Source organism: Mesorhizobium sp. M7A.F.Ca.CA.002.05.1.1 (assembly GCF_003998335.1).
Lineage (GTDB): Bacteria > Pseudomonadota > Alphaproteobacteria > Rhizobiales > Rhizobiaceae > Mesorhizobium.
Window position 1 is genome coordinate 1 of record NZ_RZQI01001210.1, and the last position, 1,399, is coordinate 1,399.

Annotated in this window: 2 protein-coding genes; both read right to left on the reverse strand. The window is 63.5% G+C overall.

Annotated elements, in window-relative coordinates; all coding sequences use genetic code 11:
• The coding region (locus EN939_RS34180; RefSeq protein WP_127271825.1) for a DUF3333 domain-containing protein at positions 1-729 on the reverse strand (729 nt) is incomplete at its 3' end.
• Positions 726-1,399 (reverse strand): phosphate ABC transporter permease subunit PstC (pstC, locus tag EN939_RS34185; protein ID WP_127271826.1); only part of this gene is annotated, 674 nt, incomplete at its 5' end. The genes pstC and EN939_RS34180, both read right to left, overlap by 4 nt.

Genomic DNA, 1,399 nt, shown 5'->3' on the forward strand with positions numbered 1-1,399 from the left:
GATGGAGGCGGCGACGCCGATCGGCAGCGCCAGGAGCAACACGATCACCATCATATAAAACGAGCCGATGATCGCCACGCCCATGCCCGAGGTTTCCGGGCGGCTGGAGGCGCCGTAGGTGAACAGGCCGCTGTTGAAGTGCTCGGCCATCGCGCCCTCGGCCTTGAGCTTGTTCATCCAGGTGATCTGCTGGTCCGAGACCTTGCGTCGCGCTTCCTCGACACTGAGGTCGATCTGGCCCTTGAAAGCCGAGTCGAGATTGGCGGCGGCGAGGATGTTGACGTTGCGTGTCGTGCCGATCACGGACGGATCGGCGGCAACGATGTCGCGCAACTGGACGCGGGCGCCTTCCGACAGGAAGCCCTTGAGCTTCTGGATCATCGGCTTGTCATCAGGAGAGATGCCGAGCTTGGCCACAAGCGCGTTTTCGGCGAGCTTGGGATAATTTGCCTTGATCAGAACGCTCGGATCGGTTGCACGCTTGCCGGAAGGATCGATCACCTTCTCGTCGAACGAGATCGGCAGTGATACCGTCGTCTGCCAGAAGGCGGTGTAGCCTTTCGAGACGATGGTGATCAGCATGATTGCCAGGAACGCCAGGCCTACGGAAATCGCCACGACGCCATAGAAGCGGAAACGGCGTTCGGCGGCGTAACGGGCCTTCAGGCCGATGTCGCGGCGCGGATGGGCCGCCGCCCTGACCATCGTATCCATGGAAATGTCGGTCATTCGTACTGCTCCCGATATTTGCGCACGATGTAGAGCGCGACGATGTTCATCACCAACGTCAGCGCGAACAGCGTCAGGCCGAGTGCGAAGGCGACCAGCGTCTGCGGCGAATTGAACTCGAGGTCGCCGGTGAGCTGGTTGACGATCTTGACGGTGATGGTCGTCATCGCCTCGAACGGGTTGATGGTGAGGTTGGCGGCGACGCCCGCCGCCAGCACGACAATCATCGTTTCGCCGATGGCGCGCGAGGCGGTCAGCAGGATGGCGCCGACGATGCCGGGCAGTGCAGCCGGCAGGATCACCCGCTTGATCGTCTCGGAGCGGGTCGCGCCGAGGCCAAGCGACCCGTCGCGCATGGCGCGCGGCACCGCGGTTATGATGTCGTCCGAGAGAGAGGACACGACCGGGATCAGCATGACGCCCATGACCAGGCCGGCGGTGAAGATGCTCTGGCCCTGGATGAAGGGCGAACCGCCGGTCAGCGCCGCGGACAGGTCGCGCAGGAACGGCCCAAGCGTGACGACGGCGAAGATGCCGTAGACGATGGTCGGTATGCCGGCCAGAAGTTCAAGCGCCGGCTTAACCACCGAGCGCACCTTGGGCGTTGCATATTCGGCCATGTAGACAGCCGACATCAGCCCGACCGGCCCCGCAACCAGCAGCGCGACGG